Annotated in this window: 18 protein-coding genes; 14 read left to right on the top strand and 4 right to left on the bottom strand. The window is 69.7% G+C overall.

The window, feature by feature from the left end:
- Nucleotides 1–123 precede the first annotated feature (123 nt).
- From ACWCP8_RS18930 to ACWCP8_RS18910, 5 genes are all read left to right on the top strand, one after another.
- Nucleotides 124–405 (top strand): acylphosphatase, encoded by a 282-nt coding sequence (locus ACWCP8_RS18930; RefSeq protein ID WP_352263133.1) that lies wholly within the window; start codon nucleotides 124–126, stop codon nucleotides 403–405.
- A gap of 209 nt (nucleotides 406–614) precedes the next feature.
- Complete coding sequence (locus tag ACWCP8_RS18925; protein WP_451117019.1) at nucleotides 615–755, top strand: hypothetical protein; 141 nt, start codon at nucleotides 615–617, stop codon at nucleotides 753–755.
- An 88-nt stretch (nucleotides 756–843) separates the two neighbouring features.
- Nucleotides 844–1,056, top strand: coding sequence for a hypothetical protein (locus ACWCP8_RS18920; RefSeq protein ID WP_018551753.1), 213 nt, complete (start codon nucleotides 844–846; stop codon nucleotides 1,054–1,056).
- A 296-nt stretch (nucleotides 1,057–1,352) separates the two neighbouring features.
- Nucleotides 1,353–4,973: a chromosome segregation protein SMC gene (gene smc, locus ACWCP8_RS18915; RefSeq protein ID WP_451117017.1), complete on the top strand. Its 3,621-nt coding sequence runs from the start codon at nucleotides 1,353–1,355 to the stop codon at nucleotides 4,971–4,973.
- 228 nt (nucleotides 4,974–5,201) lie between these two features.
- Complete coding sequence (locus tag ACWCP8_RS18910; RefSeq protein WP_352263138.1) at nucleotides 5,202–6,620, top strand: sugar porter family MFS transporter; 1,419 nt, start codon at nucleotides 5,202–5,204, stop codon at nucleotides 6,618–6,620.
- Between the two features lie 75 nt (nucleotides 6,621–6,695).
- Here the strand turns inward: ACWCP8_RS18910 and ACWCP8_RS18905 are convergent, their stop codons facing one another.
- Nucleotides 6,696–7,655 (bottom strand): LLM class flavin-dependent oxidoreductase, encoded by a 960-nt coding sequence (locus ACWCP8_RS18905; protein WP_451117015.1) that lies wholly within the window; start codon nucleotides 7,653–7,655, stop codon nucleotides 6,696–6,698.
- Nucleotides 7,656–7,737: 82 nt separating this feature from the next.
- Nucleotides 7,738–9,108 carry a purine-cytosine permease family protein gene (locus tag ACWCP8_RS18900; protein ID WP_451117013.1) on the bottom strand — a complete coding sequence of 457 codons (1,371 nt, stop codon included), beginning with the start codon at nucleotides 9,106–9,108 and terminating at the stop codon, nucleotides 7,738–7,740.
- Nucleotides 9,109–9,217: 109 nt separating this feature from the next.
- Between ACWCP8_RS18900 and ftsY the strand changes: the two genes are divergently transcribed.
- Nucleotides 9,218–10,432: a signal recognition particle-docking protein FtsY gene (gene ftsY, locus ACWCP8_RS18895; RefSeq protein WP_352263144.1), complete on the top strand. Its 1,215-nt coding sequence runs from the start codon at nucleotides 9,218–9,220 to the stop codon at nucleotides 10,430–10,432.
- Between the two features lie 34 nt (nucleotides 10,433–10,466).
- On the opposite strand, the gene ACWCP8_RS18890 is transcribed toward ftsY, so the two are convergent.
- On the bottom strand, nucleotides 10,467–11,168 hold the full coding sequence (locus ACWCP8_RS18890; RefSeq protein WP_451117011.1) for a bifunctional DNA primase/polymerase: 702 nt from the start codon (nucleotides 11,166–11,168) through the stop codon (nucleotides 10,467–10,469).
- Between the two features lie 425 nt (nucleotides 11,169–11,593).
- Here ACWCP8_RS18890 and nsdA point away from each other — a divergent pair, with 425 nt between their 5' ends.
- From nsdA to ftsH, 6 genes are all read left to right on the top strand, one after another.
- Entirely contained in the window at nucleotides 11,594–13,069 is a 1,476-nt protein-coding gene (gene nsdA / locus ACWCP8_RS18885; RefSeq protein WP_451117009.1) for a transcriptional repressor NsdA, read from the top strand.
- 369 nt (nucleotides 13,070–13,438) lie between these two features.
- Nucleotides 13,439–14,797 carry an ammonium transporter gene (locus tag ACWCP8_RS18880; protein ID WP_352263150.1) on the top strand — a complete coding sequence of 453 codons (1,359 nt, stop codon included), beginning with the start codon at nucleotides 13,439–13,441 and terminating at the stop codon, nucleotides 14,795–14,797.
- Nucleotides 14,794–15,132, top strand: coding sequence for a P-II family nitrogen regulator (locus ACWCP8_RS18875; RefSeq protein WP_150487428.1), 339 nt, complete (start codon nucleotides 14,794–14,796; stop codon nucleotides 15,130–15,132). The genes ACWCP8_RS18880 and ACWCP8_RS18875 overlap by 4 nt, the downstream gene beginning before the upstream one ends.
- 31 nt (nucleotides 15,133–15,163) lie before the next feature.
- The gene (locus ACWCP8_RS18870; protein ID WP_352263152.1) at nucleotides 15,164–17,617 is read left to right on the top strand and encodes a [protein-PII] uridylyltransferase; all 2,454 of its coding nucleotides are present in this window, start codon (nucleotides 15,164–15,166) and stop codon (nucleotides 17,615–17,617) included.
- Nucleotides 17,618–17,751: 134 nt separating this feature from the next.
- Nucleotides 17,752–19,302 (top strand): signal recognition particle protein, encoded by a 1,551-nt coding sequence (gene ffh, locus ACWCP8_RS18865; protein WP_352263154.1) that lies wholly within the window; start codon nucleotides 17,752–17,754, stop codon nucleotides 19,300–19,302.
- A gap of 251 nt (nucleotides 19,303–19,553) precedes the next feature.
- Nucleotides 19,554–21,467 carry an ATP-dependent zinc metalloprotease FtsH gene (gene ftsH, locus ACWCP8_RS18860; RefSeq protein ID WP_451117006.1) on the top strand — a complete coding sequence of 638 codons (1,914 nt, stop codon included), beginning with the start codon at nucleotides 19,554–19,556 and terminating at the stop codon, nucleotides 21,465–21,467.
- 65 nt (nucleotides 21,468–21,532) lie between these two features.
- Here the strand turns inward: ftsH and ACWCP8_RS18855 are convergent, their stop codons facing one another.
- Nucleotides 21,533–22,393, bottom strand: coding sequence for a methyltransferase domain-containing protein (locus ACWCP8_RS18855; RefSeq protein WP_352263158.1), 861 nt, complete (start codon nucleotides 22,391–22,393; stop codon nucleotides 21,533–21,535).
- Nucleotides 22,394–22,639: 246 nt separating this feature from the next.
- Here ACWCP8_RS18855 and proS point away from each other — a divergent pair, with 246 nt between their 5' ends.
- Nucleotides 22,640–24,055 (top strand): proline--tRNA ligase, encoded by a 1,416-nt coding sequence (gene proS, locus ACWCP8_RS18850; protein WP_352263160.1) that lies wholly within the window; start codon nucleotides 22,640–22,642, stop codon nucleotides 24,053–24,055.
- Nucleotides 24,056–24,296: 241 nt separating this feature from the next.
- The gene (locus tag ACWCP8_RS18845) at nucleotides 24,297–24,890 is read left to right on the top strand and encodes a hypothetical protein (RefSeq protein ID WP_327126977.1); all 594 of its coding nucleotides are present in this window, start codon (nucleotides 24,297–24,299) and stop codon (nucleotides 24,888–24,890) included.
- Nucleotides 24,891–24,919: the final 29 nt, after the last annotated feature.

Here is a 24,919-nt window from a genome sequence, read left to right as displayed (position 1 = left end):
TGGACGCCACTCCCGGCGTCAACATGCCTCACCCGATCAGGTGAGGCTATTGCGACCGGACTGTACGCCATGGCCTATGGGGCCGAAGTGCTCGTTGAGCAATTGGCCGGTTAGCGTTCTGGCATGGACGAAGATGTGCGACTCACCGCTTGGGTGCGCGGCCGAGTACAGCAAGTAGGGTTCCGCTGGTTCACCAGGGCAAATGCCTTGGAGATCGGCGGCCTCACCGGATTCGCCCTCAATCTCGACGACGGTCGGGTGCAGGTTGTCGCCGAAGGGCAACGTGAGAATTGCCACCGTCTGCTGGAGTGGCTGCGGTCCGACGACACACCCGGCCGCGTGGACGGAGTCACTGAGATCTGGGACACCCCGCGCGGTGGTTACGAGGGATTTGCCATCCGCTGATCGTGATCCGAATGCCGACCGAATTCGGGGCCGTGTTCGGACCGTGTTCGACGGGCGGCGCGGGGTGACGATGTACGCCGCTGATCCGCGTACACATGAAATGACCTGCGGAAGGACCGGGTGGTTGCCAAGAATCGGCGGGCATGCCAGGCTGCGGCAGTAAGGATGATCTCCACGCCCTTCAGGGCCCCGCAGGAGAGTCGCGCCGCATGATCGTCAAGCCGCGCGCCCCGGGACGCCCGCCTTTACGGGGTGTGATCGTGTTGACCGTCAAACTTTTTGGTGAGACGCTGAAAACCCCGCGCACCTTAGCTGTTTGGCAGAGCTGTTTGGCAGCAGAACCGCAGTGATGACAGAGCGCTGCCGAGCACCGCGGGTGCGATTCCCTCACGACCCACACCGCATCGGTCGGTCACTCAGTGTGGAGGACCATCCATCATGGCAAAGGCGCTTCTCGGTTACGTCGGCGGTTCCGACCCGCGACTCCTCGCCGAGATGCGACGGCTCCAGCAGCGCGTCCAGGATCTTGAATCCGAGCTGGTACGGATTCAGGACGAGAACGACGCGCTCAACGCCGCCGCCCAGCACCAAGAGTCGCTGCTCGACAGCATCGACATTGACGTACCCCAGGCGGAGCCGGCGCTGACCTGACCGAAGGCCCACAGGGGCCGGTCGGGCTGCTTGCGTCAGCCGTCTGAGTTCATCACCGGATCGTCACCGGATCACTGAAGATCATCGCTCTGATCTGTCGCGCTATTGATGCGCCGCGTTCTTGATCCGTCACGCAGCACAGCAGCAAGATTTAAAGGGGCGCCTCGGCGTCCCTTCTTTCTTTATCTCGCGGACCTGCGCCGGACCGCCCCCGGACGTACACCTCTTCCCTTACCGTCTGATGTGCCCTGCACCTTCATCAGCGAAACCGAGAGCGAAAGGTAGAGTCCGGCGGCGTGCATCTCAAGGCCCTGACCCTGCGTGGTTTCAAATCGTTCGCCTCCGCCACGACCCTGCGGTTCGAACCGGGGATCACCTGTGTCGTCGGTCCCAACGGTTCCGGCAAGTCCAATGTGGTGGATGCGCTCTCCTGGGTCATGGGTGAGCAGGGAGCCAAATCCCTGCGCGGCGGCAAGATGGAAGACGTGATCTTCGCCGGCACCACCGGGCGGCCGCCGCTCGGACGCGCCGAAGTGTCGCTGACCATCGACAATGCTGATGGCGCACTGCCCATCGAATACGCCGAAGTGACGATCACTCGGATCATGTTCCGCAACGGCGGCAGCGAATACCAGATCAACGGCGACACCTGCCGGCTCCTCGACATCCAGGAACTGCTCTCGGACTCCGGTATCGGCCGGGAGATGCACGTCATCGTCGGGCAGGGCCAGCTGGACTCCGTGCTCCATGCCGATCCGATGGGGCGGCGCGCGTTCATCGAGGAAGCCGCAGGCGTGCTCAAGCACCGAAAGCGGAAGGAGAAGGCGCTGCGGAAACTGGACGCGATGGGAGCCAACCTGGCCCGCGTCCAGGATCTGACGGACGAACTGCGGCGGCAGCTGAAACCGTTGGGCCGGCAGGCGGCCGTGGCCCGGCGGGCCGCCGTCATCCAGGCCGATCTGCGCGACGCCCGCCTGCGGCTGCTCGCCGACGACCTGGTGCGGCTGCGCAACGCGCTGCGCAGCGAGATCGCCGACGAAGCTGCGCTGAAGCAGCGCCGGGAGGCGGCGGAGGCAGAGCTCAAGGCGGCTCTGGCACGTGAGGCGGAGCTGGAGGACGAGGTACGGCGGCTGGCGCCGCGGCTGCAGCGCGCCCAGCAGACCTGGTACGAGCTCTCGCAGCTGGCCGAACGGGTACGCGGCACGATCTCGCTCGCCGACGCCCGGGTGAAGAGCGCCACCGCCGCACCGGAGGAGGAGCGGCGCGGTCGCGACCCGGAGGACATGGAGCGCGAGGCCGCCCGGATCCGTGAGCAGGAGGCGGAGCTGGAGGCCGCGCTGGAGGCGGCGGAACACGCGCTGGAGGACACCGCCGCCCACCGGGCTGAATTGGAAAGGGAGTTGGCCGCCGAAGAACGCAGGCTCAAGGACGCGGCCCGGGCCATCGCGGACCGGCGCGAAGGGCTGGCGCGGCTGACCGGACAGGTCAATGCGGCCCGAAGCCGGGCCGGTTCGGCGCAGGCGGAGATCGACCGGCTGGCCGCCTCGCGTGACGAGGCGCAGGAGCGGGCGGTCGCAGCGCAGGAGGAGTACGAGCAGCTCAAGGCCGAGGTGGAGGGTCTGGACGCGGGCGACGCGGAGCTGGGCGAGCGCCACGACGCCGCCAGACGGGAGCTGACGGAGGCGGAGGCGGCCCTCTCGGCCGCCCGGGAGGCCGCCACCGGTGCGGAGCGCAAGCGGGCGGCGGTAGCGGCCCGTCACGAGGCACTGGCCCTGGGCCTGCGCCGCAAGGACGGCACGGGGGTGCTGCTCGCCTCGAAGGACAGCCTGCCGGGTCTGCTCGGCCCGGCCGCGGAACTCCTGACGGTGGCCCCGGGCCACGAGGTGGCGGTGGCGGCGGCACTGGGCGCTGCGGCGGATGCGGTGGCCGTGACGGATCCGGCCACGGCAGCAAACGCGATCCGCCTGTTGCGCAAGCAGGACGCGGGGCGGGCGGCGTTGCTGCTGGGGGGCGCGGCGGCTGCGGGGCACGTACCGGGTCAGGGCGCCCCGGCCCACGGTGCTGCCGGGCTCGCCGGGGCGTCCGGCCCGGTGCCTCGTGCGGGGGGCCCGGACGCCCCGCCGGCCGTGGCCGATCTTGTTCAGGGTCCCGCCGAGCTGATGGGCGCCGTGCGCGGGCTCGTGCGGGGCATGGTGGTCGTCCCCACGCTGGAGGACGCCGAGGATCTCGTTGCCGCGCATCCCGAGCTGACCGCCGTGACCGGAGAGGGAGATGTCCTGGGGGCCCACTTCGCGCACGGCGGGTCCGCCGGCGCGCCCAGTCTTCTCGAAGTGCAGGCGTCCGTCGACGAGGCCGCCGCCGAGCTGGCGGAACTTGCCGTTCGGTGCACCGAGTTGGCCGAGTCCCAGCGACTCGCGGGGGAGCGGCGCAGCGCCTGCGCCGAACTTGCGGAGGAGCTGGCGGAGCGGCGCAGGGCCGCCGAGCGGGAGAAGTCCGGGGTGGCCCAGCAGCTCGGGCGGCTCGCCGGGCAGGCACGGGGCGCCGCGGGTGAGGCCGAGCGGTCGGCCGCCTCCGCCACCCGCGCCCAGGACGCCCTGGAGCGGGCGACCGAGGAGGCGGAGGAGCTGGCCGAGCGGCTGCTCGTGGCCCAGGAGATGCCGGTCGAGGAGGAGCCCGACAACTCCGTGCGCGACCGGCTCGCCGCCGACGGGGCCAACGCCCGCCAGACCGAGATGGAGGCCCGCCTCCAGGTGCGTACCCACGAGGAACGCGTCAAGGGGCTCGCCGGACGCGCCGACTCCCTCGACCGCGGCGCCCGTGCCGAACGCGAGGCCCGCGCCCGCGCCGAGCAGCGCCGCACCCGGTTGCGCCACGAGGCCGCGGTAGCCTCCGCCGTCGCGTCCGGCGCCCGTCAGCTCCTCGCCCACGTCGAGGTGTCCGTCGTATGGGCCGAGGAGGAGCGGGTCGCGGCCGAGGCGGCGAAGGCGGAGCGGGAGCGGGAGCTGACCGTCGAGCGCGGCCACGGCCGTGAGCTCAAGGGTGAGCTGGACAAGCTGACCGACTCCGTCCACCGCGGCGAGGTGCTGGGCGCCGAGAAGCGGCTGCGGATAGAGCAGCTGGAGGCGAAGGCCCTCGAGGAGCTGGGCGTGGAGCCGGCCGGACTGGTCGGCGAGTACGGCCCCGACCAGCTGGTGCCGCCGTCGCCGGCCGCGGAGGGCGAGGAGCTGCCGGAGGACCCGGAGCACCCGCGCAACCAGCCGAAGCCGTTCGTCAGGGCCGAGCAGGAGAAGCGCCTGAAGTCCGCCGAACGGGCGTATCAGCAACTCGGGAAGGTGAATCCGCTCGCGCTCGAGGAGTTCTCGGCGTTGGAGGAGCGGCACAAGTTCCTCTCCGAGCAGCTCGAAGACCTGAAGAAGACCCGGGCCGATCTGATGCAGGTGATCAAGGAGGTCGACGAGCGGGTCGAGCAGGTGTTCACGGAGGCATACCGGGACACGGCCCGCGAGTTCGAGGGCGTCTTCTCACGGCTCTTCCCGGGCGGCGAGGGCCGGCTCGTCCTGACCGATCCGGACAACATGCTGGCGACCGGTGTCGACGTCGAGGCCCGCCCGCCGGGCAAGAAGGTCAATCGGCTCTCCCTGCTGTCGGGCGGCGAGCGGTCCCTGACGGCCGTCGCGTTGCTGGTCTCGATCTTCAAGGCGAGGCCGAGCCCGTTCTATGTGATGGACGAGGTCGAGGCCGCGCTCGACGACACCAATCTGCAGCGGCTGATCCGGATCATGGAGGAGCTCCAGGAGAGCTCGCAGCTCATCGTGATCACGCATCAGAAGCGGACGATGGAGGTCGCCGACGCGCTGTACGGCGTGTCGATGCAGGGTGACGGGGTCTCCAAGGTCATCAGCCAGCGACTGCGCTGAAGCTTTACATATTCTTCAAGTCTTCAACGCACCTTTTGGCCGGTGCTGGGTAGAAGTGCACCATGCTCGTTTTTGACTTCGAAACTTGAACACATACTCTCTGAAACGTCGTTTTTAACTTCAAGTGGTGGCGGACGAAAAGTTGTGTGCCACTTGAGAAGAGTTCGCCCCCACGCCTGACGACTCGCCCCCCACGCCTGACGACGCGGCCAGGCATCAGGAGTTCATGTGACCAGCACATCGCAGACACCAGGATCCGGAGCCCGAGCAGCCCATCCGGAACACCTCGGCCACGTCATCTTCATCACGGCAGCCGCTGCGATGGGTGGCTTCCTCTTCGGCTACGACAGCGCCGTGATCAACGGCGCCGTCGAGGCGATCCGGGACCGCTACGACATCGGCTCCGGAACGCTTGCCCAGGTCATCGCCATCGCTCTGATCGGCTGCGCCATCGGCGCCGCCACGGCGGGTCGTATCGCCGACCGGATCGGCCGCATCCGGTGCATGCGGATCGCCTCGGTAATGTTCACCGTCAGCGCCGTCGGCTCGGCGCTCCCGTTCGCCCTCTGGGATCTTGCCTTCTGGCGGATCATCGGTGGCTTCGCCATCGGTATGGCCTCGGTCATCGGCCCGGCCTACATCGCCGAGGTCTCGCCGGCCGCCTACCGTGGCCGGCTCGGCTCCTTCCAGCAGGCTGCGATCGTCATCGGCATCGCCATTTCGCAGCTGGTGAACTTCGGCATCCTGCAGATGGCCGACGGCAAGCAGCGCGGCACGATCGGCGGCCTGGAAGCCTGGCAGTGGATGCTCGGCGTGATGGTCGTTCCCGCGCTGCTGTACGGGCTGCTGTCGTTCGCGATCCCCGAGTCGCCGCGGTTCCTGATCTCGGTCGGCAAGAAGGAGCAGGCCCGGGAGATCCTCCGTGAGGTCGAGGGCAAGACCGTCGACCTGGACGCCCGCGTCCTGGAGATCGAGACGGCCATGCACCGCGAGCACAAGTCCACCTTCAAGGACCTGCTCGGCAGCCGCTTCGGCTTCCTGCCGATCGTCTGGGTCGGTATCGGCCTCTCGGTCTTCCAGCAGCTCGTCGGCATCAACGTGGCGTTCTACTACTCGGCGACGCTGTGGCAGTCCGTCGGTATCGACCCGACCGACTCGTTCTTCTGGTCGTTCACCACATCGATCGTCAACATCATCGGTACGGTGATCGCGATGGTCCTGGTCGACCGTATCGGCCGCAAACCGCTCGCGCTGGCCGGCTCCGCCGGTATGGCGATCGCGCTGGCCTTCGAGGCCTGGGCCTTCTCCGCCGATCTGGTCAACGGCAAACTCCCGACCGCCCAGGGCGTCGTCGCCCTCATCGCGGCCCATGTCTTCGTGCTCTTCTTCGCCCTGTCATGGGGTGTCGTGGTCTGGGTCTTCCTCGGTGAGATGTTCCCGAACAGGATCCGCGCCGCCGCACTCGGTGTCGCCGCCTCCGCCCAGTGGATCGCCAACTGGGCGATCACCGCGAGCTTCCCGAGCCTGGCCGACTGGAACCTGTCGGGCACCTACATCATCTACACATGCTTCGCCGTGCTCTCGATCCCCTTCGTGCTCAAGTTCGTGAAGGAGACCAAGGGCAAGGCGTTGGAGGAGATGGGCTAATCCCCGCTGCCCCTCTCCTCGACCACGCGTCCCCGGCCCGCGCCCGCGAGCCGGGGACGCGCGCATCCGCCTACGTCATCGTGCGAGTGCATCGCAGAACAACCGCACGCTGCGCCATCCCTCCTCGACCGGCATCCCTCCGCACAGCGGATGCAGCACCAGGCTGTCCGCCTCCAGTGCGGCCAGCTGCTGCGGGGTGACGATCCGGTAGACCCCTTCGTCCCGCAGCTGCGCCACCGTCGTGGCCGCCGAACGCACGGCCGAGCGGATGTCCTTCGACTGCCAGGAGGCGTACGTCCGTGCCTCGTGCAGGAAGTGCTGACCGTACTCGGCCCAGGTCCGATCGGGATCCTCCGAGACATGAAGCAACGGCGTCTCGGCCGCCGGCATCATGCAGAACCCCTCCGTGTCGTGGACCGTGCGCTGCTCGTGGTAGTACCCCTCCAGTTCGGGCAGATGTGCGCTGGGGAAGAACGGCAGCCCCAGCCGGGCCGCCCGCCGCGCCGCTGCCCGCGAGCTGCCTCCCACCAGCAGCAGCGGATGCGGCTGGGTGTACGGGCGCGGAGTGACCTGGACCGTGCGGCCGCGGTACGGGAACGGTTCGCCGGTCCACGCCTGCAACAGGGTCTCCAGCAGCTCGTCCTGGAGCCGGCCGCGCCTGCCCCACTCGACGCCTGCCTGCTCGTACTCCTCGGGCCGGTATCCGATGCCTGCGACCGTCACCAGCCGGCCCCCGCTCAGCAGATCGAGGACTGCGATGTCCTCCGCAAGCCGCAGCGGGTCGTGCAGCGGGCCGATGATCGCCGAGACCGTGACCGCGATCCGGTTCGTGGCACCGAAGACCGATCCTGCGAAGACGAAGGGGGAGGGCAGCCAGGAGTCGGCGGCTCCGTGGTGCTCCTCGGTCTGCACGGTGTCGACGCCGTGCCCGTCGGCGTACGCGGCCATCTCCAGCGCCGCTCGGTAGCGGGCCGAAAGGGACTCGGGGGTGGCGGCGGGATCGACGAGATTGAACCGGACCACTGTGAAGGCCATGACGGGTGTCCCCTTTTCGCCGGGCGGGCTTGGCGCGCCGGGACAGTAGCTGACATGGCGTCAGAAGTGTAGGGCTGTGCCGTCACCGCGCCCCGGCCGGGCGCGGCAGCAGGGCGTACAGGGCGCCGGAGACGACGATGGTGGCCGCCCAGCCCAGGCCGTGGCGCCCGATCCAGGTGGTGGCTAGCGGGCCGGTGAACCACTCCACGGCGGTCAGCAACAGCCCGACCACCAGCCCCGAACCCCACGCGGCCACGGCGGGCACGGAGAAGCCGCCGGTGTACCAGTAGGCACCGGCGGAAGTGGTGTCCAGCAGTGCCGCCGCATCGTACGTACGCCCCCGCAGCAGATCCACACCGAAGACGCCGATCCAGGCGGAGAACGTCACCGCGAGCAACGTCAGAAAGGAGACGAATGGATCGATAAAGCCACTCGTCGCCATTATCAGCAATCCGCCGAGAAGGAGACTGATGACGGCATTCACCCCGACCGCCCAGGTGCGCGGGATCGTGAATCCCAGCGTCTGCGCGGTGAAACCGGCCGAATACATCGACATCGCGTTGATCAGTACCATTCCCACCACGGCAATCAGCAGATACGGCACCGAGATCCAGTCCGGCAGCAGCGCGCCGATGAAGGAGACCGGATCGCTGCTGGTGGCCAGGCCCGGAGTGGCCACCGCCATCACCGCACCCATCAGCACCAGTGGCAGCGAGACGAGCACCGCACCGCCCACGGTCGCCCCGACCACCGCCCGACCGGGAGCGGTGCGCGGCAGATAGCGGGTGAAGTCCGGGCCGGACGGCACCCAGCTGATGCCACCGGCCGCCAGGGTGCCGATCCCGGCGATCATCAGCGCCGTCGGTCCGGCCGGTATGTCCAGGACGGCCCGCCAGTCGGTCCCGACCCCCAGATGGATCAGCACGAGGACACTGAACCCGCCGAAGAGATACGCCGACCAGGTGGAGCACGCCCGCAGCGCGCCCGCCCCGAGCCCGGACACCAGAAAGCTGCTCGCCACGAAGGCCACCAGCACCGCCATGACCAGGCCTGTGGTGGAGCGGACGGAGAACAGCAGATCGAGCACGGCCAGCAGGGCGTACGCACCGGTGACCGCGTTCACGGTCTCCCAGCCCCAGCGGGCGATCCAGATCAGCGCACCGGGCAGCAGATTGCCGCGCTGCCCGAAGACGGCACGGGAGAGGGCCATGCCTGGCGCGCCGCCCCGCTGCCCGGCGACCGAGACCAGGCCGACCAGTCCGTAACCGACGACGGGCGCCGTGGCGGCGACGATCAGCACCTGCCAGAAGTTCAGGCCGCTGAAAACGACGAGCCCCGCGCCGACGGTGAGCAGCAGGACGGTCATATTGGCGGCGGCCCAGGTGGGGAAGAGGGTGCGGACCCGACCGGTGCGCTCGCTGTCGGGGACGGGTTCCAGGCCGCGGGTCTCCACAAACGGGATCGTACCTTTACCGCCAAAAGGTGCATAACGTCCTGTTGGATTCCGGGGTGATCCTCCGGTGCTGCCCACGGGCGCGGCCGTGACTGATACTGGGGGGGTTATGGAATTCGTCATCCTTGCTGTAGTCATCGCCGCCCTGGTCGTGGCCGGCCTGGTCAGCGGGCTCGTGGTCAGCGGCCGCAAGAAGAAGCAGCTGCCCCCGGCACCGTCGAGCACGCCGACCCTCACTCCTCCCGCCGAACCCCATGTCGGCGAGGAAGCCGAGACACCGCGCGAGGAACCGCGCCGCACCATCGAGGAGGCCGGTCCCCCCGACGCCCAGGCTCCCGTCGCGGAAGCCCCGGCAGTCGCCGAGCCGGAGGCACCCGCTGTCCCCGCGCTCGAGATCCCCGAGCCCACCGCGGGCCGTCTCGTACGGCTGCGTGCCCGGCTCGCCCGTTCGCAGAGCACCCTTGGTAAGGGGCTCCTCACGCTCCTGTCCCGCGACAATCTGGACGAGGACACCTGGGAGGAGATCGAGGACACCCTGCTGACCGCCGATGTCGGTGTCGCACCCACCCAGGAGCTGGTGGAGCGGCTGCGCGAGCGCGTCCGCGTCCTCGGCACCCGTACCCCCGAGGGGCTGCGCACACTGCTGCGCGACGAGCTCCTCGCCCTGCTCGGCACCGACTTCGACCGTGTGGTCAAGACGGAGAGCGGTGTCGACACCCCCGGCGTCGTGATGGTCGTCGGTGTCAACGGCACCGGTAAGACCACCACCACGGGCAAGCTGGCCCGGGTCCTCGTCGCCGACGGCCGCAGTGTCGTGCTCGGCGCCGCCGACACGTTCCGTGCTGCCGCCGCCGACCAGCTCCAGACCTGGGGCGAGCGCGTCGGTGCCCGCACCGTCCGCGGACCGGAGGGCGGCGACCCGGCGTCGGTCGCCTTCGACGCGGTGAAGGAAGGTATTGCCGAGGGCGCCGACGTCGTGCTCATCGACACCGCCGGCCGACTGCACACCAAGACCGGGCTCATGGACGAGCTCGGCAAGGTCAAGCGTGTCGTCGAGAAGCACGGCCCGCTCGACGAGATCCTGCTCGTCCTCGACGCCACGACCGGGCAGAACGGTCTGGTTCAGGCCCGGGTGTTCGCCGAGGTCGTCGACATCACCGGCATCGTCCTCACCAAGTTGGACGGCACCGCCAAGGGCGGCATCGTCATCGCCGTCCAGCGCGAGCTGGGCGTACCGGTGAAGCTGGTGGGTCTGGGCGAGGGTCCGGACGATCTGGCTCCGTTCGAGCCGGAGGCGTTCGTCGACGCGCTGATCGGCGACTGACGCCGGCCGGGTCCGCCCGGTCGCCGTTTCGTCCTCAATTGCCGGACGGGCTCGCTTTCGAGCCCGCCCGGCAATCGGGTTTCACGGCCCTGGAGCGATGGCAGATGTACGCCAGCGTGCCCAGCAGCAGCCGCGCCTGCGGCGGCCTGCCCGACGTGTCCAGCACCGGTGGACGCAGCCAGCGGACCGGGCCGAGCCCGCCCTCGTCGGACGGCGGGGCGGTGATGTGGCAGCCGGGACCCAGCGCCCGCAGATCCAGATCCGCGTCGTCCCAGCCCATCCGGTACAGCAGCTGCGGAAGTTCGGCGGCAGCGCCCGGCGCGACGAAGAACTGGGCCCGCCCGGACGGTGTCACCGTCACCGGGCCGAGCGGCAGACCCATCCGCTCCAGCCGCACCAGCGCCCGGCGCCCGGCCGGTTCGGCGACATCGAGGACGTCGAATGTGCGCCCCACCGGCAGCAGCATCGAAGCGCCCGGCACCTCCGCCCACGCGCTTGCCGCCATGTCCAGCGTGGCGCCGGCGGGCACCTCGTCGGCGAAGTCCAGCGGATGTGCGCCCGGGGAGGCGCAGCCGTTGTCACCGCACGAGCAGCGGCCGGCCGCGGCCCGCGCTCCCGGCGCGACGGCCCAGCCCCACAGCCCTGTGTATTCGGCCACCGCGGTGCACTCGGCCGTACGGCCTCGACGCCGTGAGCCGGATCGCATCTCACGGATGCCGCCGATCGTGAAGCCCATACCCCCTCCAACGGGTCCGGCTCGCCGGTGGTTACGACGCGGAGTGCGGTCGTTACATTCCGTCGCCCCGTCGACCGAGCGGCGCACGCACGAACCCCAGGTGGTGCGACACGGTCCGCGCGCCCCTGTATGCGTCACTGCGTCTGCTGCTGATCGCCGTCTGTCAAGTGAATCGCGCCCGACGGTGAACGCGTTCATTCGATGGGGTGGCGAATGGTGGCGTTTCTGTAATCGCGGTCGTCGAGCGGGTGATCGTAGGATTACCGTCGGTACACGAACCATGGAAGTATGTGCGCCGATGGGTATGCCGGAGGCAAATCGATTTTCTGTTCGATGGTGCGAAACCGCCGTACGGACGGCTTCGGCCCACGGCATTCTGATAGTGGTTCGCGCGACACGTATTCAGCGGGATGGGGGGCGTTCCAGTGAGTGGCAGCGGCGCAGGCGATTCGAATGCCGGTAAGCGCCCCAACGGGCAATTGGGATCATGGTTCGTGCGCAGCGGCTGGTCGAAGGGCGAGCTGGCACGGCAGGTGAACCGCAGGGCGCGCCAGATGGGCGCCCACCACATCAGCACGGACACCTCCCGGGTCCGGCGCTGGCTCGACGGTGAACAGCCGCGTGAGCCGATTCCGCGCATCCTCTCCGAGCTCTTCTCGGAGCGCTTCGGCACCGTCGTCGCCGTCGAGGACCTCGGGCTGCGCTCCGCCCATCAGTCGCCGTCGGTGGCCGGTGTCGACCTGCCCTGGGCGGGCCCGCAGACCGTCGCCCTGCTGAGCGAGTTCTCCCGCAGCGACCTGATGCTCGCCCGCCGCGGCTTCCTCGGCACCTCGCTCGCCCTCGCCGCGGGCCCGGCCCTCATCGAGCCCATGCAGCGGTGGCTGGTGCCGGTCGCCGCCGCGGCCCCGGCGGATCCGGAACCGTCCGCGGCGGACCGGCGCCCCTCCCGCCTCTCGAGACCCGAGCTCGACCTGCTGGAGTCCACCACTGTGATGTTCCGCCAGTGGGACGCCCAGTGCGGCGGCGGCCTGCGACGCAAGGCCGTCGTGGGCCAGCTCCACGAGGTCACCGACCTGTTGCAGGAACCGCAGCCCGCGGCCACCGCCAAGCGGCTCTTCCGGTGTGCGGCCGAACTCGCCGAACTGGCGGGCTGGATGAGCTATGACGTGGGCCTCCAGCCCACCGCCCAGAAGTACTTCGTCCTCGCGCTGCACGCCGCCAAGGAGGCCGGCGACAAACCGCTGGGCAGTTACGTCCTGTCCAGCATGAGCCGCCAGATGATCCACCTGGGACGGTCCGACGACGCCCTCGAACTCATCCATCTCGCCCAGTACGGCAGCCGGGACTGCGCCACCCCGCGCACCCAGGCCATGCTGTATGCGATGGAGGCCCGCGCCTACGCCAACATGGGCCAGCCCAGCAAGTGCAAGCGAGCCGTCCGGATGGCCGAGGACACCTTCCACGACGCCGGGATCGACGGCGAGCCCGAGCCCGACTGGATCCGCTTCTTCTCCGAGGCCGAACTCAACGGCGAGAACTCCCACTCGTACCGTGACCTGGCCTATGTCGCCGGCCGCAGCCCCACGTACGCCTCGCTCGCCGAGCCGATCATGGAGAAGGCCGTCGAGCTCTTCGGCGAGGACGACGAGCACCAGCGGTCGTACGCACTGAACCTGGTCGGCCTCGCCACGGTGCACCTCCTCAAGCGCGAACCCGAACAGTCCACGCTGCTGGCCGAAAAGGCCCTGCGGATCGCCAAGAAGGTCCGCTCCGAGCGTGTCAACACCCGGCTGCGCAAGACCGTCGACACCGCTGCCAGGGACTTCGGAGACATCCCCGAGGTCGCCAGGCTCACCGATCTGCTCACCGAGCAGCTGCCCGAGACCGCTGGAGCGATCTGACCGGGCACCCAGCACTCCGGCCACGACGAGCACCCCGCACAGACCGATTTCGGCTCCCCCTTGCCAGGTCAGTGGGTGATCGGCGTGGCCGGTTCGCGTTCCCGTTCCCGTACTCCAGAGTCGTAACCGCACCGTATGCGGCCCCGGCCGCAGGGTAGGCCCGGCCCCGGATACGCCACTCACGATTCATGGGGACGTAACACGACACACCTCTTCGTCACTGCGGCGAAACATCGTGCGGCATCGACGGAAACCGCGCTGGGCGAACCTCATGGCGCATAACCGGCCCGCACCTTTTCCACAGTGGTCCCGCAAGTGGTCCCGCAGGTTTTGCCCGCACGCGGCCGCACCGACGACGAGGAGACGCCGATGCCCCCAGGCATCACGACGCTAGCCGCAGACGCCCCGACGCTGTCTGCCGCCAACACCGGGTTCATGCTCATCTGCTCGGCCCTGGTGATGATCATGACCCCGGGTCTGGCCTTCTTCTACGGAGGCATGGTCCGCGTCAAGAGCACCCTCAACATGCTGATGATGAGCTTCATCAGCCTCGGGATCGTCACGATCCTGTGGGTGCTGTACGGATTCAGTCTCGCCTTCGGCACCGACATCGGCTCGTTCATCGGCTGGAGCTCGGACTTCGCAGGCCTCAGCGGGATCGGTATCACCCAACTCTGGGACGGCTACACGATCCCGGTCTATGTCTTCGCCGTCTTCCAGCTGATGTTCGCGATCATCACTCCGGCCCTGATCAGCGGTGCCCTCGCCGACCGCGTCAAGTTCACCTCCTGGGCGCTGTTCATCACCCTGTGGGTGACCGTCGTCTACTTCCCGGTCGCGCACTGGGTCTGGGGCGCCGGCGGCTGGCTCTTCGAGCTCGGCGTCATCGACTTCGCCGGTGGTACGGCCGTCCACATCAACGCCGGTGCGGCAGCCCTCGGCGTGATCCTCGTCATCGGCAAGCGGGTCGGCTTCAAGAGGGACCCGATGCGGCCGCACAGCCTGCCGCTCGTCATGCTCGGCGCCGGTCTCCTGTGGTTCGGCTGGTTCGGCTTCAACGCCGGTTCGTGGCTCGGCAACGACGACGGCGTCGGCGCGGTGATGTTCGTCAACACGCAGGTTGCCACCGCCGCCGCGATGCTCGCGTGGCTCGGATACGAGAAGCTCCGCCACGGCTCCTTCACCACCCTCGGTGCCGCCTCCGGCGCGGTCGCCGGCCTCGTCGCCATCACCCCGTCCGGCGGCGCGATCAGCCCGCTCGGCGCCATCGCCGTCGGTGCCATCGCCGGTGTGCTCTGCGCCATGGCGGTCGGCCTCAAGTACAAGTTCGGCTACGACGACTCCCTCGATGTCGTCGGCGTCCACCTCGTCGGCGGTGTCGCGGGCTCCCTGCTCATCGGCTTCTTCGCCACCGGCGGCGTCCAGTCCGACGCCAAGGGCCTCTTCTACGGCGGCGGATTCGACCAGCTCGGCAAGCAGGCCGTCGGTGTCTTCGCGGTCCTCGCGTACTCTCTGGTCGTCTCCGCGGTCCTTGCCTTCCTCCTCGACAGGACGATCGGCATGCGGGTCGACGAGGACGACGAGATCTCCGGCATCGACCAGGTCGAACACGCCGAGACCGCGTACGACTTCAGCGGCGCCGGCGGCGGCGCGGCCCCGCGCACCACGGGCTCCGCACCGGTATCGGACTCGACGGCAGCAGCGCAGACCAAGAAGGTGGACGCATGAAGCTCATCACGGCGGTCGTGAAGCCGCACCGGCTCGACGAGATCAAGGAGGCCCTGCAGGCCTTCGGCGTCCAGGGCCTCACGGTCACGGAGGCCAGCGGATACGGTCGCCAGCGCGGCCACACCGAGGTCTACCGGGGCGCCGAGTACACCGTCGACCTCGTCCCCAAGATCCGTATCGAGGTACTGGTCGAGGACGAGGACGCCGAACAGCTCGTCGATGTCGTGGTGAAGGCCGCCCGAACCGGCAAGATCGGAGACGGCAAGGTCTGGAGCGTCCCCGTCGAGACAGCCGTACGGGTCCGCACGGGTGAACGCGGCCCGGACGCACTCTGACCGACGGTCTCGCAAACTGAAAGGCAGCTGGGTGACGAGCACTGAAGTGACCACCGATTCCGAAGACTCGGGACCCAGCGGCTACGCGGCGGCCCGACTGCGCCTCCTCCAGGAGAAGGCGCAGTCCGGGCCGCCGCGCCGTGCGGCCCTCGCCTCACTCACCGACGACTGGCTGACCGCCCTGTTCACCACCGCCGCCGAGGCGACCGGCGTCCGCGGCGCAGCCCTTGTTGCCGTCGGCGGCTACGGCCGCGGCGAACTCTCCCCGCGCAGCGACCTCGACCTCCTGCTGTTGCACGACGGCAATGCCGACGCCGGCGCCATCGCCTCCCTCGCCGACCGCATCTGGTACCCCGTCTGGGACCTCGGCCTCGCGCTCGACCACTCCGTACGCACCCCCGCCGAAGCCAGGAAGACGGCCGGCGAGGACCTCAAGGTGCAGCTCGGACTGCTCGACGCCCGACCCGTCGCCGGAGACCTCGGCCTGGTCGCCGCGATGCGCACCACGATCCTCGCCGACTGGCGCAACCTCGCCCCCAAACGCCTCCCGGCCCTCGATGAACTCTGCCGTGAACGGGCCGAACGCCAGGGCGAGCTCCAGTTCCTCCTCGAACCCGACCTCAAGGAGGCCCGCGGCGGACTGCGCGACGCCACCGCCCTGCGCGCCGTCGCCGCCTCCTGGGTCGCAGACGCGCCCCGCGAAGGCCTCGCCGAGGCCCGCCGCGTACTCCTCGACGCCCGCGACGCCCTGCACCTGACCACCGGCCGCGCCACCGACCGCCTCGCCCTCCAGGAACAGGACCAGGTCGCCACCGCCCTCGGCCTCCTCGACGCCGACGCACTGCTGCGCCAGGTGTACGAGGCCGCGCGCACCGTCTCGTACGCCACCGACGTCACCTGGCGCGAGGTCAACCGCGTGCTCCGCGCCCGGTCCGTGCGCCCCCGGCTGCGCGCCATGCTGGGCGGCGGCAAGGCGGCCGCCCCGGAGCGCACCCCGCTCGCCGACGGCGTCGTCGAGGCCGACGGCGAAGTCGTCCTCGCCCGCACCGCCCGCCCCGAACGCGACCCGGTGCTCGTGCTGCGCGCGGCCGCCGCGGCCGCCCAGTCCGAACTGCCGATCTCCCGGCATGTCGTACGCCACCTCGCCACCGTCGCGCGCCCGCTGCCCGTGCCCTGGCCCGCCGAGGCCCGTGAGGAACTCGTCACCCTGCTCGGCGCGGGCGAGGCCACCATCCCCGTCTGGGAAGCCCTCGAAGCGGAAGGGCTGATCACCCGGCTGCTGCCCGACTGGGAACGCGTCCACTGCCGGCCCCAGCGCAACCCCGTGCACACCTGGACCGTCGACCGCCACCTCGTCGAGGCGGCCGTCCGGGCCTCCTCCCTCACCCGCCGCGTCGGCCGCCCCGACCTCCTCCTCGTCGCCGCCCTGCTGCACGACATCGGCAAGGGCTGGCCCGGCGACCACTCCGTCGCCGGAGAAGTCATCGCCCGCGACGTCGCCGCCCGGATCGGCTTCGACCAGCACGACGTGGGCGTCATCGCCACCCTCGTACGTCACCATCTGCTGCTCGTCGAGACCGCCACCCGCCGCGACCTCGACGACCCGGCGACCGTCCGGTCCGTCGCCACCGCTGTCGGGACCACGTCCACGCTGGAACTCCTGCACGCCCTCACCGAGGCCGACGCGCTGGCCACCGGGCCCGCCGCCTGGTCCACCTGGCGCGCCTCCCTCGTCACCGACCTGGTCAAGCGCGTCGCCGCCGTCCTCGCGGGCGAGGCCCCGGACGAACCCGAACCGGCCGAACCCGGCGCCGAGCAGGAACGCCTCGCCATCGAGGCACTGCGCACCGGCGAACCCGTCCTCGCCCTGCACGCCCAGGCCGAACCCGCGAACGGGGACGGCGAACCGGAACCCGTCGGTGTCGAACTCCTCATCGCCGTCCCCGACCGCCCCGGCGTCCTGCCCGCCGCCGCCGGAGTACTCGCCCTGCACCGCCTCACCGTCCGCGCCGCCGACCTGCGGGCCGTCGAGCTCCCCACCGAACTCGGCGAGTGCGTCGACGTCCTGCTGCTCAGCTGGCGGGTGGCGGCCGAATACGGCTCCCTGCCGCAGGCCACGCGGCTCCGCGCCGATCTCGTACGCGCCCTGGACGGCTCCCTCGACATCCAGGCCCGCCTCGCCGAACGCGAAGCCGCCTATCCGCGGCGCCGCGGGGTGAAGGCCCCGCCGCCCCGGGTGACGGTCGCACCGGCCGGTTCCCGGCTGGCGACGGTGATCGAGGTGAGGGCCCAGGACGCCCCGGGGCTGCTGCACCGGATCGGCCGGGCGCTGGAGCAGAGCGCGGTACGGGTGCGCAGTGCGCATGTGTCGACGCTGGGGGCGAACGCGGTGGACGCGTTCTATGTCACAGGGGCGGATGGCGAGCCGTTGGCCGATGTACGGGCCGCCGAGCTGGCCGGAGAGGTGCAGCGGGCCCTGAGCTGAGCTTCCGCGATCACGTGAAGAGGCCCTCGTCCGTCACGAGTATGCGGGCGAGGGCTTTGCGTTTCCCGGCGTCCGGATACCCTGGGGGACGACTGACCTGCACCCGACCCCGACCCTGAGGACCGACGAGCGCCGTGTTCGATACTCTCTCCGACCGCCTTGCCGCGACTTTCAAGAACCTCCGGGGCAAGGGCCGCTTGTCCGAGGCGGACATCGACGCCACGGCACGCGAGATCCGTATCGCCCTGCTCGAGGCCGATGTCGCGCTTCCCGTGGTCCGCGCCTTCATCGCCAACGTCAAGGAGCGGGCGCGCGGCGTCGAGGTCTCCCAGGCGCTGAACCCTGCCCAGCAGGTCGTCAAGATTGTCAACGAGGAGCTCGTCGGCATCCTCGGCGGCGAGACCCGGCGGCTGCGATTCGCCAAGAACCCGCCCACCGTGATCATGCTCGCCGGTCTGCAGGGTGCCGGTAAGACCACCCTGGCCGGAAAGCTCGGTGTCTGGCTCAAGGGCCAGGGCCACTCACCGCTGCTCGTCGCCTGTGACCTCCAGCGCCCCAACGCCGTCAACCAGCTGAGCGTCGTCGCCGACCGCGCCGGCGTCGCGGTGTACGCCCCGCAGCCGGGCAACGGCGTCGGTGACCCGGTCCAGGTCGCCAAGGACTCCATCGAGCACGCCCGCTCCAAGCAGTTCGACGTGGTGATCGTCGACACCGCGGGCCGCCTCGGTATCGACCAGGAGCTGATGCAGCAGGCCGCGGACATCCGTGACGCCGTCAGCCCCGACGAGATCCTCTTCGTCGTCGACGCGATGATCGGCCAGGACGCGGTCAACACCGCCGAGGCCTTCCGCGACGGTGTCGGCTTCGACGGCGTGGTGCTCTCCAAGCTCGACGGTGACGCCCGCGGTGGTGCCGCCCTGTCGATCGCCCATGTCACGGGCAAGCAGATCATGTTCGCGTCGAACGGTGAGAAGCTCGAGGACTTCGATGCCTTCCACCCCGACCGCATGGCGTCGCGCATCCTCGACATGGGTGACCTGCTCACCCTGATCGAGCAGGCGGAGAAGACCTTCACCCAGGAAGAGGCCGCCAAAATGGCCTCCAAGCTGGCGTCCAGCAAGGGCAAGGACTTCACGCTCGACGACTTCCTGGCGCAGATGGAGCAGGTCAGGAAGATGGGCTCCATCTCCAAGCTGCTCGGGATGCTGCCCGGCATGGGGCAGATCAAGGACCAGATCAACAGCATCGACGAGCGGGACGTGGACCGTACCGCCGCGATCATCAAGTCGATGACGCCGCACGAGCGTCAGGAGCCGACGATCATCAACGGCTCGCGCCGGGCCCGTATCGCCAAGGGTTCGGGTGTCGACGTGTCCGCCGTGAAGAACCTGGTGGAGCGGTTCTTCGAGGCGCGCAAGATGATGTCGAAGATGGCGCAGGGCGGCGGCATGCCTGGCATGCCGGGGATGCCCGGCATGGGTGGCGGTCCCGGTCGCCAGAAGAAGCAGATCAAGCAGGCCAAGGGCAAGCGCAAGAGCGGCAACCCGATGAAGCGCAAGGCCGAGGAGCAGGCCGAGGCGGCCCGCCGCGAGCAGGCGGCGGCGCAGGGCGGCGCGTTCGGTCTGCCGGCCCAGGAGGACAAGAACTTCGAGCTGCCGGACGAGTTCAAGAAGTTCATGGGCTGACGTTCCCGGCCCATGCGCGAAAGGGGCGCCCGCCTACCCGGCGGGCGCCCCTTTCGCGCGCTCCCCGCGTGCGCAGGCCGTGTGCCGCCCCGGCCGCAGCGTCGTCCCGTCGGCCGGCCCCGAACAGGGCTCTGGATATTGCCAGGGCTTCACGCGTCCGCGCGCCGATGTCCCCCCATGGGCCCACTGGACGGGCCCCTGGAGGCTCTGGTGCTTAATGTCGCCTCAAGGTCGTCGGCAGAGGAGCGCGCGTGACCAGTCCTGTACCGCCACGCGATCGGACCGACCAGCCGTGGCGCTCCGAGGGCGCCCCACCGCCCCCTCCGCCGCGTCGGAAGATGCCTGGCGGCTGGGGCGGACTGCTGCTGACCGCGCTGGCCGTCTATCTGATCACCAACCTGGTGCTCTCCTTCTTCAACGGCAGGAACGAGCCGACCATCGCCTACACGGAGTTCAGCAAGCAGGTCACGGCGGGCAACGTCTCCAAGATCTACTCCAAGGGCGACGCCATCCAGGGGCAGCTGAGGAAGGAGGCGAAGGTCCCCGGCAGCGACAGGACGTACACCAAGTTCGTCACCCAGCGGCCCGCCTTCGCCGACGACAACCTCTGGGCCGAGCTGATCAAGGACGATGTCACCGTCACCGCGGAACCGGTCGTCCAGCAGCGCAGCTTCCTCGCCAATCTGCTGATCTCCCTGGCCCCGATACTGCTGCTCGTCCTGCTGTGGGTCTTCATCGCCCGCCGGATGTCCGGAGGGTTCGGCGGCGCCGGCGCACTGGGCCGCAAGGCCCCGCCCAGACCGGTCGAACTGGAGGGCGCCAAGCGCACCACTTTCGAGGACGTGGCCGGGATCGACGAGGTCGAGGGCGAACTCAACGATGTCGTCGACTTCCTGAAGAACCCGCAGGAGTACCGGAAGATGGGCGCCCGGATGCCCGGGGGAGTGCTGCTCGCGGGCCCGCCCGGCACCGGCAAGACGCTGCTCGCACGGGCCGTCGCGGGCGAGGCCGGGGTGCCGTTCTTCTCCGCCTCCGCCTCCGAGTTCATCGAGATGATCGTGGGCGTCGGCGCGAGCCGGGTACGGGAACTCTTCGCCGAGGCCCGCAAGGTCGCCCCCGCCATCGTCTTCATCGACGAGATCGACACCATCGGCCGGGCCCGCGGCGGCGGCTCCGGCATGGGCGGCCACGACGAGCGCGAACAGACGCTGAACCAGATCCTCACCGAGATGGACGGCTTCTCCGGATCGGAAGGCGTCGTCGTCCTCGCCGCGACCAACCGGGCCGATGTCCTCGACCCGGCGCTCACCAGGCCCGGCCGCTTCGACCGGATCGTCCAGGTGAGTCCACCGGACCGGGGCGGCCGGGAGGCGATCTTGAAGATCCACACCCGGCAGATCCCGCTCTCCGAGGACGTGAGCCTCGGCCAGGTGGCCCGCACGACCCCCGGCATGACCGGTGCGGACCTCGCCAACCTCGCCAACGAGGCCGCCCTGCTCGCCGTCAAGCGCAAAAAGTCCGAGGTCAACCAGGCCGACCTGTCGGACGCCCTGGAGAAGGTCCAGCTCGGAGCCGAACGACCGCTGGTCATGCCGGAGGAGGAGCGCCGCAGGACCGCGTACCACGAGAGCGGCCACGCCCTCCTCGGGATGCTCCAGCCCGGCGCCGACCCGGTCCGCAAGGTCACCATCGTGCCGCGCGGCCGGGCCCTCGGCGTCACCCTCTCGACGCCGGAGGCCGACAGGTACGCGTACACCGAGGACTATCTGCGCGGCCGCATCATCGGCGCCCTTGGTGGCATGGCCGCGGAACAGCTCGTCTACGGAGTGGTCACCACAGGCTCGGAGAGCGACCTGGAGCAGGTCACCAGTCTGGCGCGTGGAATGGTCGGGCGCTGGGGGATGAGCGAAAGAGTGGGCAGGCTGACGGCGATCCCGGGCGACGCCCAGCAGGCGTACGGACTCTCGGCGGCGCCCGCCACGCTGGACGCGGTGGACCATGAGATGCGGCGCATCGTCGATGAGTGCTACATCGAGGCGCAGCAGCTGCTGCGCGAGCACCGGGAGAAGCTGGATGCGCTGGCGTCCGCGCTGCTGCAGAACGAGACGCTGGACGAGGAGGCGGCCTACCGGGCGGCGGGCGTCGCGCGCCTGGCCAAGCACTGAGAGCCGCCCGGCCGGGCACGGAACGCCCATCTGCGGAACACACTTCCGAGGTGCGGAGCGCCCTTCTAGGGAGTGGTGCAGACGAGATAGCGGAAGACATTCGGCATCCAGACCGTGCCGTCCCGGCGCCGGTGCGGATGCAGTGCCTCCGCGACCTCCTTCTCCACCTGGGACCGGTCCGTCGCCCGTACCGCCGCGTCGAACAGCCGGGTCGACAGCAGCCCGCGCACCGCGCTGTCCATGTCCGCGTACCCGAACGGGCACGCCACCCGCCCCGAGCCGTTCGGATTGAGCCCGACCCGGAACGCGACCTCCTCCAGATCATCCCGGCGCGCCGGGCGCCAGCCTCCCGCGCGGGGCGCACGCACCCCGTCACCGAGCCGCGTGGCCACCCGCAGCACCGCCGCAGTGGCACACCGCTCGGGCGGACCCCATCCGGTCAGCACCACCGAGCTGCCTCGCGCGACCAGCGGAACAGCGGCCTCCAGCTCCGGCTTCAGCCCTTCGGAGTCGCCCGCCGAGCAGCCGATCGGGGTGAACACGGTGAGCAGGTTGTACGGGGAGCCTTCGGGCCGGGCGGCGACGGACGGATCACCGTCGAGGAGCACCGGTCGGCCGTCCCCGGCCCGCTCGGGCCCGGGATCGGGCAGCAGCCGTTCGCGGGCCAGAGCAAGACGTTCACGATCGGTGTCGACGCCGGTGACGTGCGCCGCACGGGCAGCGGCCATCAGCAGCGCGAGCCCGGAGCCGCAGCCGAGGGAGAGCATTCGCGTACCGGCTCCGATTTCGAGCCGCTCGTACACCGCTTCGTACAGCGGTGCGAGCATGCGCTCCTGGATCTCGGCCCAGTCACGGGCACGGGTTCCGGGGTCCACCGGGGCAGATGCATCCGCCTGCCTGTGGTGCCGGACGAGCGTTGGTGTCATGAAAGCGCCCCAATCCGCCGAGAAGTCGGTCGTACCCGAGTGGACGGCCCCCGTGTGTCTGCGCGCCCGCACTCCCCCGTAAGTCAGAGAACTCCGCATCCGCGGCTTCGTCCAGGGGTCGGAGGGCAATGGTTGCGAGCTACGGTCGTGCGCCCCGGGGGGCACGACGTGCGCCCCCGGATACAGGCCACGAAGGCCGGTCCCGTCACTCCGTGCGGAGCGAAATGTCGCCGTACGATGCGCGCCATGGCAAAGGCACCCGTTCTCACACCCCAGGCCGAGGACTTTCCCCGCTGGTACCAGGATCTGATCAACAAGGCCGAACTCGCGGACAACGGTCCGGTGCGCGGCACCATGGTCATCCGACCGTACGGATACGGCCTGTGGGAGCGGATGCAGCAGGAGATGGATGCCCGCATCAAGGATGCGGGCGCCCAGAACGCCTACTTCCCACTCTTCATCCCCCAGTCTTACCTGACACGCGAAGCGGAGCACGTCGAGGGCTTCGCACCCGAGCTCGCCATCGTCACCCACGGAGGCGGCAAGGACCTCGAAGAGCCCGTGGTGGTGCGGCCGACGTCCGAAACGATCATCAATGAGTACTTCTCGAAATGGGTCCAGAGCTACCGGGATCTGCCCCTCCTGATCAACCAGTGGGCCAACGTCGTCCGCTGGGAGATGCGCCCGCGGGTCTTTCTCCGTACGACAGAGTTCCTCTGGCAGGAGGGCCACACCGCCCACGCCACGTTCGAGGACGCCCGGGAGTACGCCGCCCGCATCCACCGGGACGTCTACGCGGAATTCATGACCGATGTCCTCGGCATCGATGTGGTGCTCGGCCGCAAGACCCCGAGCGAGCGGTTCGCGGGCGCGATCAACACGCTCACCCTCGAAGCGATGATGGGCGACGGCAAGGCCCTGCAGATGGGTACGAGCCATGAGCTCGGTACCAATTTCGCCAAGGCCTTCCACACCGAGTACCTGTCGAAGGAGGGCAGGCAGGAGCTGGTCTGGCAGACCTCCTGGGGCACCTCGACCCGGATGGTCGGCGGCCTGATCATGTCGCACGGCGACGACCAGGGGCTCCGCGTCCCGCCGCGGCTGGCCGCCGTCCAGGCGGTCGTCCTCGCGATCAAGGAGGACGAGGCGGTACTCACCGCGGTCCGCTCCATCGGCGACCGGCTGCGCGCCGCCGGGATCAGGGTCCACGTCGACGACCGCACGGACACCCCGTTCGGCCGGCGCGTGGTCGACTGGGAGCTGAAGGGCGTACCCGTACGGATCGAGGTCGGCCCGCGCGATCTGGAGAACGGCACGGCGATGCTGGCCCGCCGCATCCCCGGCGGGAAGGAACCGGTCCCGATCGAGGCGCTGGCAACCCTGCTGCCGGCCGTTCTGGAGGAGGACCAGGCGACCCTGCTGCGCCAGTCCCGGGCCCGCCGCACCTCCCGCACCAGTGAGGCGGCCACCGTCGAGGAGGCCGCAGAGGCAGCGGCCGCGGGCGGCTGGGCCTGCATTCCGTGGGACGTCCTCGGCCCGGCAGGGGAGGCCCGGCTCGCGGAGCAGGGAGCCTCGGTACGGTGTCTGGTGGCCGAGGACGGGTCGGTGCCGCAGTCCGACGACGCCCCGGGTACTGTCGCCGTCGTGGCCCGCGCCTACTGACGCCCGACGGTGTCCCCGGAACCGTCCCGACCCGGCGCGCAGGCGCTGTCCACGCGCCGGGGCGTACGCGTCACGGCGTACGCGTCACTACGTACCGGCTTCGTGCGAGCTGCGAGAGTTCTCCGCAGATCAGCGCACCTGCCCTCGTCAGGACGCATGAATGGCAACTGACTGGTACGTGCAAAATATTTGGGATGGCCCGGAATCGGAACACCGGGGCACTCAGGCTCGTTGTCACGACGTGAGCACGACACCACCTGTACTTGCCGCAGAGCTGGCGCAGGCGTGGGCCGACATTCAGCGGTACCACCCCGAGCTGCCCGATCTTGCCGCGCCCGAGTCCCTGATCGGAGAGTCCTCGTCCGCCTGTGGCGCCGAGCTCTCCTTCGAGCGACTGCTGCATGAGGCAGTCCATGGCATCGCCGCCGCCCGAGGTGTCCGTGACACCTCCCGCGCCGGCCGCTACCACAACAGACGATTCCTCGCGATCGCCGAGGAGCTGGGTCTCGACCATTCCGAGGAGCCCCACCCCAGCAGTGGCTTCTCGCTGGTCACGCTCAACCCCGAGGCCAAGCGCCGGTATCGCCCGACGATCGAGCGACTGCAACGCGCCCTCAAGGCGCACACGGTCGCCACCGCCGCCGACACCAAACGCTCCTTCCGCGGGCCGGCCGCCCGGCACGGCTCCTCCGGAGGCGGCGTGCGCGTCAAGGCCGTCTGCGACTGCGGACGCAACGTCCGGGTCGTTCCGTCGGTCCTCGCCCAGGCGCCGATCGTCTGCGGTGGCTGCGGAAAGCCCTTCCGTATCCCGGAAGCGGCGGTCGCGGTGGGGTGACCCGATGTGGTGTGGCACAATGGCTAGCT

Source organism: Streptomyces sp. NPDC002206 (assembly GCF_053593595.1).
Note: the sequence above shows the minus strand (reverse complement) of the source record. Positions and strands in the feature narration are given on the sequence as shown.

What these genes read in the sequence shown, in the direction of transcription:
- ACWCP8_RS18920 (WP_018551753.1), top strand. Translation starts at nt 844, where the DNA reads ATGGCAAAGGCGCTTCTCGGTTACGTCGGCGGTTCCGACCCGCGACTC.
- proS (WP_352263160.1), top strand. Translation starts at nt 22,640, where the DNA reads ATGGCAAAGGCACCCGTTCTCACACCCCAGGCCGAGGACTTTCCCCGC.
- ACWCP8_RS18905 (WP_451117015.1), bottom strand. Translation starts at nt 7,655, where the DNA reads ATGGCCTTCACAGTGGTCCGGTTCAATCTCGTCGATCCCGCCGCCACC.
- ftsY (WP_352263144.1), top strand. Translation starts at nt 9,218, where the DNA reads ATGGAATTCGTCATCCTTGCTGTAGTCATCGCCGCCCTGGTCGTGGCC.
- ACWCP8_RS18890 (WP_451117011.1), bottom strand. Translation starts at nt 11,168, where the DNA reads ATGGGCTTCACGATCGGCGGCATCCGTGAGATGCGATCCGGCTCACGG.
- ACWCP8_RS18875 (WP_150487428.1), top strand. Translation starts at nt 14,794, where the DNA reads ATGAAGCTCATCACGGCGGTCGTGAAGCCGCACCGGCTCGACGAGATC.
- ACWCP8_RS18855 (WP_352263158.1), bottom strand. Translation starts at nt 22,393, where the DNA reads ATGACACCAACGCTCGTCCGGCACCACAGGCAGGCGGATGCATCTGCC.
- ACWCP8_RS18925 (WP_451117019.1), top strand. Translation starts at nt 615, where the DNA reads ATGATCGTCAAGCCGCGCGCCCCGGGACGCCCGCCTTTACGGGGTGTG.
- ACWCP8_RS18880 (WP_352263150.1), top strand. Translation starts at nt 13,439, where the DNA reads ATGCCCCCAGGCATCACGACGCTAGCCGCAGACGCCCCGACGCTGTCT.
- ACWCP8_RS18930 (WP_352263133.1), top strand. Translation starts at nt 124, where the DNA reads ATGGACGAAGATGTGCGACTCACCGCTTGGGTGCGCGGCCGAGTACAG.